Annotated in this window: 5 protein-coding genes; 2 read left to right on the top strand and 3 right to left on the bottom strand. The window is 68.6% G+C overall.

Translation table 11 applies throughout. The annotated features are described in order from the left end of the window. Nucleotides 1-135: 135 nt before the first annotated feature. On the bottom strand, nucleotides 136-3441 hold the full coding sequence (locus tag TX88_RS16110) for a transglutaminase family protein (RefSeq protein WP_044518118.1): 3306 nt from the start codon (nucleotides 3439-3441) through the stop codon (nucleotides 136-138). Between the two features lie 130 nt (nucleotides 3442-3571). Here TX88_RS16110 and TX88_RS16105 point away from each other — a divergent pair, with 130 nt between their 5' ends. Next, complete coding sequence (locus tag TX88_RS16105; RefSeq protein WP_244438434.1) at nucleotides 3572-4315, top strand: GAP family protein; 744 nt, start codon at nucleotides 3572-3574, stop codon at nucleotides 4313-4315. Here TX88_RS16105 and TX88_RS16100 read toward each other — a convergent pair. Beyond that, the gene (locus TX88_RS16100; RefSeq protein ID WP_044518116.1) at nucleotides 4302-5231 is read right to left on the bottom strand and encodes a DUF389 domain-containing protein; all 930 of its coding nucleotides are present in this window, start codon (nucleotides 5229-5231) and stop codon (nucleotides 4302-4304) included. The genes TX88_RS16105 and TX88_RS16100 overlap by 14 nt on opposite strands. Nucleotides 5232-5250: 19 nt before the next feature. Further along, on the bottom strand, nucleotides 5251-5724 hold the full coding sequence (locus TX88_RS16095; protein ID WP_044518115.1) for a winged helix-turn-helix transcriptional regulator: 474 nt from the start codon (nucleotides 5722-5724) through the stop codon (nucleotides 5251-5253). 97 nt (nucleotides 5725-5821) lie between these two features. Here TX88_RS16095 and TX88_RS16090 point away from each other — a divergent pair, with 97 nt between their 5' ends. After that, nucleotides 5822-7006, top strand: a complete 1185-nt coding sequence (locus TX88_RS16090; RefSeq protein WP_044518113.1) for a thiolase family protein — start codon at nucleotides 5822-5824, stop codon at nucleotides 7004-7006. Nucleotides 7007-7037: the final 31 nt, after the last annotated feature.

The raw sequence follows: 7037 nt of genomic DNA, 5'->3' as shown, positions 1-7037 counted from the left end.
CGCGCACGTCGAACAACGCCTGCTGCGCCCGGGAGCTGCGATAGGCGGCCAGCACGCCGTCGACGTCCACACCGGTGTCCGCGGCTACACCGGTGGCTTGGGCGGACTCCGGTGAGCCATTCGCACGTAGAACCATCAGTGAAGAACGGTACGCACCCGGCGAAGATCCAGAATTCCGGGCGCGCCGACGTCGGTGGATTGGCGGGCCTGCTTCTCCCTCAGATCCGACAGGTCGATGGTGCCCGGGGTGAATCCGGTCGCTTCGAATCGACGGCCACGCCGCGACTCGGCCTCGACCGCGTTGACGGGCGGGGTGTCGTAGGACCGCCCACCCGGGTGAGCGACGTGGTAGGTGCAGCCACCGCGGGAGGTACCCGTCGCGGTGTCGACGAGTTCGAACCGCAGCGGGGAGTCCACGGTGATGGTCGGGTGCAGCGCGCTGGGCGGCTGCCAGGCACGGAACCGCACGCCGCCCACCTGGATGTCGGGATTGTCGGTGGCCAGCAACGGGATCGGGTAGCCGTTGGCGGTCACGATGTAGCGGTGCCGGTCCGCCCCGACCAGCCGCACCTGGACCCGCTCCACCGACGAGTCCACATAGCGGGCGGTGCCCCCGGCAGTCGACTCCTCCCCCAACACATTCCACGGTTCGATCGCGCCGCGCAGCTCGATCTCCACGCCGTCGCAGACCGTCGTCCCCACCCGCGGGAACCGGAACTCGGTGAAGGGATCCAGCCAGCTGGTGTCGAAGTTGACGCCGTGCGTCCGCAGGTCGGCCGCGACCTGGGCGATGTCCTGAATCAGGAAGTGCGGCAACAGGTATCGGCCATGAAGATTCGCCCCGTGCCGGATCAGCGGGGCCCGCAACGGCTCGTCCCAGAACCTGGCGACCAGTGCCCGCACCAACAGCGACTGCACCATCGCCATCTGGAAGTGCGGCGGCATCTCGAAACCGCGCAACTCCAACAACCCAAGACGCCCCCGCGCGCTGTCGGGGCTGTAGAGCTTGTCGATGCAGAATTCGGCGCGGTGCGTGTTGCCGGTGATGTCGGTGAGTAGATGGCGCAGTGCCCTGTCGGTGACCCAGGCCTGTGAAGACCCGCCTGCGGCGGAAAGCCGCGCGATCTCGGCGAAGGCGATCTCCAGCTCGTAGAGCGCTTCGGACCGGCCCTCGTCCACCCGCGGCGCCTGTGAGGTGGTGCCGATGAACCGGCCGGCGAACAGGTAGGACAACGAGGGGTGCCGCTGCCAATAGGTGAGCAGCGACACCAGCAGATCGGGCCGGCGCAACAGTGGCGAGTCGGCCGGTGTGATGCCGCCGAGGGTGATGTGGTTGCCGCCGCCGGTACCGCCGTGCGTTCCGTCCACGTCGAACGATTCGGTCGACAGCCGGGCCTGCCGGGCCTGCTCGTAGAGGGTCTCCAGCTGGGCCTGCTGTTCTGCGAAGCTGGCGGTCGGTGCGACGTTGACCTCGATGACGCCGGGATCCGGGGTGATCGACATGGACGCGATGCGGGGGTCCGGCGGTGGCCCGTACCCCTCGATCACCACCGGCGTGTCCAGCTTGGTGGCCGCGGATTCGACGCGGGCCACCAGGTCGACGAAATCGTCGAGCTCCTCGGTCGGCGGCAGGTAGACGTAGAGGAACCCGGATCGGATCTCGGCGACCAGCGCCGTGGTGGGCGCGTCGTCGGCGGGCTCGAGCGCGGCCTCGTCGGGTTCGGTGCGCTCATCGGTGCGCCCCGACAGCGGGTCGGCGTCGTAGGACGGGCGCGGCGGACGCCAGCTGATCGCACCCAGCGGCAGCCGCAGCCCGGCCGGCGAATCGCCCTCCGTGAGCACGATCCGCCCGCGCCGCAGCTGCCAGTCCGCGCTGGCCCAGCCGGAGCCGTCGGCGCGGCGGTGCAGGGGCAGGACGTAGGCGGCGGGCTGATCGACCGGGGTGTCGAGCCGGGCCAGCAGCTCGGCCCGGGCGTCGGGGGTGTCATCGGCCAGATCGTCGGCGGTGGCCACCGGCTCGCCGGCCGGCTGCCGCGCCGCGGCCGCCAAGCGGCTCAGCGCGTCCTCATATGCCGGGCGAACCTGACGGGCGGGCAGCCCGAAATCGGCGGCGACCGCGGCGAGGATGCGCTGACCGGCGTCGTCGGCCAGGGCGGGCACGTCACCACCCCACGGATCGGCAAGCAGCGCCGCGTCGTTCCACAGTGGCTGGTCGTCGGTGCGCCAGAACAGGCCGATCTGCCAGCGCGGCAGGGGTTCTCCCGGATACCACTTGCCCTGGCTGCGCTGGATCAGCCCGGCCGGGGCCCACACCGCCTTGAGGCGCGCCGCGAGCACCGAGGCCCGTTCGCGCTTGTGCTCGCCGTCGGCGTCGGTGGTCCATTCCGGGTCGACCTGGTTGTCGATCGAGACGAAGGTCGGCTCGCCCCCGACGGTGAGCCGCACATCGCCGTCGGTCAGGCGCTGATCCACCTCCGCACCCAGTTTCGTGATCGCCGCCCAGGCGGCGTCGGTGTACGGGAGCGTCACCCGCGGGTCCTCGTGGATCCGGGTGACCACGTTGGAGAACTCCAGCGTGGATTCGCACGGCCCGGTGGCGCCGGTGATCGGGGCCGCCGATTCCGGGTGCGGGGTCGCCGAGAGCGGGATGTGGCCTTCCCCGGCGAACAGTCCCGAAGTCGGGTCGAGGCCGATCCAGCCCGCGCCCGGGATGTAGGCCTCGGCCCAGGCGTGCAGGTCTGTGAAATCCGCGGTGGGACCGGAAGGACCGTCGAGGGCCTGCACATCCGAGGTCAGCTGGACCAGGTAACCCGAGACGAAGCGGGCCGCCAGCCCCAGCTGTCGCAGGACCGACACCAACAGCCATGCCGAGTCGCGGCACGAGCCGATTCCGGTGCGTAGCGTGACGTCAGGAGTCTGCACACCCGGTTCCATCCGCACGGAGTAGCCGACATCGGCGTTGACAGCCCGGTTGAGCGCCACCAGATAATCGATCGTGCGGGTGCCCGGCGGCACGGTGAAATTGCTCACCCACGCCTTCACGAGTTCGCCCGGACCGGATCCCTCATCCGCCTCGTCGACCGGGCGCAGGTAGGGCTTCAAATCCTCGAGCAGGGCCTTGGGGTACTCGAAGCCGAAAGTCTCCGCGTAGTCCTCGATGAAGAAGTCGAACGGGTTGATCACCTTGAGATCGGCGATGAGCCCGACAGTGATGGTCAGCGTGCGCGCCCGGTCCGGGAACACCAGGCGGGCCAGGAAGTTCCCGAATGCGTCCTGCTGCCAGTTGATGAAATGGCCGGCCGGCTCGACGGTCAGCGAGTACGCCTCGATGGGGGTGCGCGAGTGCGGCGCGGGGCGCAACCGGATGACGTGTGGATGCAGCTCCACCAACCGGTCGAAGGTGTAGCTGGTGCGGTGCTCCAGCGCCACTTTGATCCCCATCTGCAAATCCCACCACACGGCGCACTCCCCCGCACTGCGTGCGACAGGCGGCCCCCGTCGACACGCCGGGATTCGGCCGGATTCGGTCGGCGCTGGTTGAATTCAGCGGTGGAGTGACTGAGGTGAAGGGATGTGGCCGCCCGCGATGTGGAGCACCGTGCTGGTGATGGCCGCCGTGGCGGCAATCGACCCCCTGAGAATCGGGGTCGTTGCCTTCATGCTGTCGCGGTCGCGGCCGGTGCGGTTGCTGCTCCCGTTCTTCCTCTTCGCCTTCACCGCCAACGTCGCAGTGGGCGCCGCGGTGGTGTTCGTGTTCAAGAACGCCACGGGCGGCGGCGGAAGCACGATGCCACCGGGACTGGAGATCGGCATCGGCGCCGTGGCGCTGGTGATCGCTGTCCTGTCGGCGACAGGACAGCTCGAACGCCTGGTCAACCGGGTGCGCGCGCGCCGGGCCGTACCGGCCGCGGTGGGCGACGGCACCGATGCGCAGCCCACCGAGGACGCGGTGCCGGGACTGTCGAAGCTGCCGGCAGGGATGCAGGCCGCGCTGCGTGGCGAGGCACCATGGGCAGCCGCCCTGCTGGGCCTCATCAACGGTTTCCCCACGCCCTACTACCTGGCGGCGATGGCTGCGGCCCTCACCTCGGGCGCGGCATTGGCCGAGCAGATGGCCGCTCTGGTCGTATTCAACCTGGTCGGTTTCCTGGCGGCGCTGATCCCGATCATCAGCTTCTGGGTCGCCCCGGAAGCCACCCGCTCAGGTGTCGAGCGGCTCTATGCCTGGATGGGGCGGCACCATCGACTCGTGGTGGCCGTGATCGCAGGCGCGGTCGGAGTGTTCTTCGTCGCCTCGGGCGTCAGCCACTTGTGACGGCGCGGCCGATCTTCGCGCGACGGTAGACCGCGAGCGTGAGGACGCCGGCCGAGGTGATACCCACCAGGTTCACCAGCAATTGCAGCACGGATTCGGCGGCGACGTCCCAATCACCCACGGTGGCCGCCACCACGGCGAAACCGGCGGCGGGCACGGTCGTCACCGAGATGAAGACCCCCACCAGCGCCTCGGATTTCGACGACACGAGCGACAGCATTCCGGCGGCGCCGGCCAGAAGTGCGACGACGAACGAGAACGGTCCCACCTGGAAGATGAAGTCGACCTGGGTGAGTTCACTGAACGTGGTCAGCTGCACCCATCCCAGTGCCTCGAAACCCAGCGTCGCGACCGCGGTGACGATCATCGCCAGCGGGAACCCCACCAGCAGCGCTGCGCCGGCCCGCCGCGCCAGCGACATCCGGCGTTGGACAAGGGCGACCGCGAGCGCAGCGAGCGGGCCGAACTCCGGCCCCACCACCATCGCCCCGACCACGGTGATCGCCGAATCGGTCACCACACCGATGGCGGCGAGCAGGCACGCGATGCAGAGGAACATCAGGAACGTCACGCTGAGGCTGGACTCCTCGCGGGTGCGCGCCACCAGTTCATCCCAGATCACCGCATCGGCCGCGTCACCACCCGCGACGTCCTCCGCGTGATGGGCCGCGCTCGACAGCACGGTGTCGAGCGGCTCGAGGGTGATGGCGCCGAAGTGCTGCACATCAAGGGATTTCAACCGCTGGACGATCTCATCGGCCGCTTCGCGGGCGACGTCGGCGGTGATCTGGTCACCGGCGGGGTCAACCGCGGCATCGGCCAACAACACAATGTGGGCGACGCCGGGCTGTTCACGCAGGACATTGAGAATCGGTTCGCGCAGATCGGCCGGCGCTATGACGCGTAAGTGCAGCACGCGCCGAGAGTAGCGCTGATCACGACGTGCGACGCTCGACGCGGACGACGAGTTCGTCCGGCGGCACCTGGTGGCCTTCCTCACAACGGATCTCGACTCCGGCCAGCGCACCGCACCCGTCATGGGCGAGCCGCAGCCCGGTGTCGTTGAGATGCTTGCGACCCCACTCGAACATGGCCCACACCACCGGCATGAAGTCAGTTCCGGATTCGGTGAGCACGTATTCGTCGCGCTCCCGCTGACCGGGCTCGCGATAGGGCCGTTTTGCCAGCAGCCCGGCTGCCACCAGGTCGGACAACCGTGCCGAGGTTGCCGCCTTGGTGATCCCGACCCGGCGGGCGAAGTCGTCGAATCGGGTCGTGCCGTAGAAGGCCTCGCGCATGATCAGCATCGCCGACTTGGTGCCGGCGAACGCCATGGTCCTCTCGATCGGGCAATGGCCCACCGCCGACCAACTGTCCCGGTCGGCGAGCTTGCCCTGCAGCATTCCCACGGAATCAAACCCCATCCCTGAGTTGTTCTTACTATACCCAGGTGTTATACCTGGGTAGCCATAACAATACTCAGCGTCGAGCACCAGGAGGCACGGAATGACCGGATATGCAGACCGGGACGCAGTCATCGTCGGAGCGGTCCGGACCCCGATCGGCAAAGGCAAGGCCAACGGCGCACTGCACGGCGTCCTGCCCGCGGATCTCCTGGCCCACAGCCTGCGCGAGCTGATCACCCGAACTGGTGTCGACCCGGTACTCGTCGACGACGTCATCGCCGGCGCCGTGACCCAGGTCGGCGATCAAGCCGTCAACATCGCGCGCAACGCCCTGCTGGGCGCCGGATTCCCCGAATCGGTACCCGGGACCACCGTCGACCGCCAGTGCGGCAGCAGCCAGCAGGCGATCAGCTTCGCCGCCCAAGGTGTGCTGGCCGGCGCCTACGACATCGTGATCGCCGCGGGCGTGGAGTCCATGTCGCGGGTGCCGATGGGCAGCTCGGTGCTGCCGGGCAGCGACCCCTTCGGCCTTGCCTTCGCCGAACGCTACTCCGAAGGTCTTGTCCCACAAGGGATCAGCGCCGAGTTGATCGCAGCCAAATGGGGCTTCTCCCGTGCCCAGCTCGACGAGTTCTCGGCGGGCAGCCACGAGAAGGCCGCCCGGGCCACCAAGGACGGACTGTTCGAGGCCGAACTCGCGCCGATCGCCGGTCTGAGCACCGACGAGATCATCCGGCCGGGTACCACGGTCGACACCCTGTCCGGGCTGAAGCCTGCGTTCTACAACGAGGCATATGCCGCCCGGTTCCCGCAGATCAACTGGGAGATCACCCCCGGTAACTCGTCACCTCTGTCCGACGGCAGCGCGGCGGTGATGATCACCAGCGGTGCGACGGCCAGGAAGCTCGGGCTCAAGCCGCTCGCGCGTATTCATACCACCACCGTCGTGGGATCCGATCCGCTCTACATGCTGACCGGCGTCATCCCGGCCACCGAAAAGGTGCTGACGCGTGCGGGTCTGACGCTGGCGGACATCGACCTGTTCGAAGTCAACGAGGCGTTCGCACCCGTGGTGCTGGCCTGGGCGCACGACACAGGTGCCGATCTGGGCAAGACGAATGTCAACGGCGGGGCGATTGCGATCGGGCATCCGCTGGGTGCCAGCGGGGCACGCATCATGACCACCCTGGTCAATGCGCTCGAGCAGCGCGGCGGGCGCTACGGCCTGCAGACCATGTGTGAGGGCGGCGGCATGGCCAACGCCACCATCATCGAGCGGCTGTAACCCCGATCCCGCCGAGACGGTATTCCGGCAG

It is taken from the genome of Mycolicibacterium septicum DSM 44393 (assembly GCF_000455325.1).
Taxonomy (GTDB): Bacteria; Actinomycetota; Actinomycetes; order Mycobacteriales; family Mycobacteriaceae; genus Mycobacterium; species Mycobacterium septicum.
Note: the sequence above shows the minus strand (reverse complement) of the source record. Positions and strands in the feature narration are given on the sequence as shown.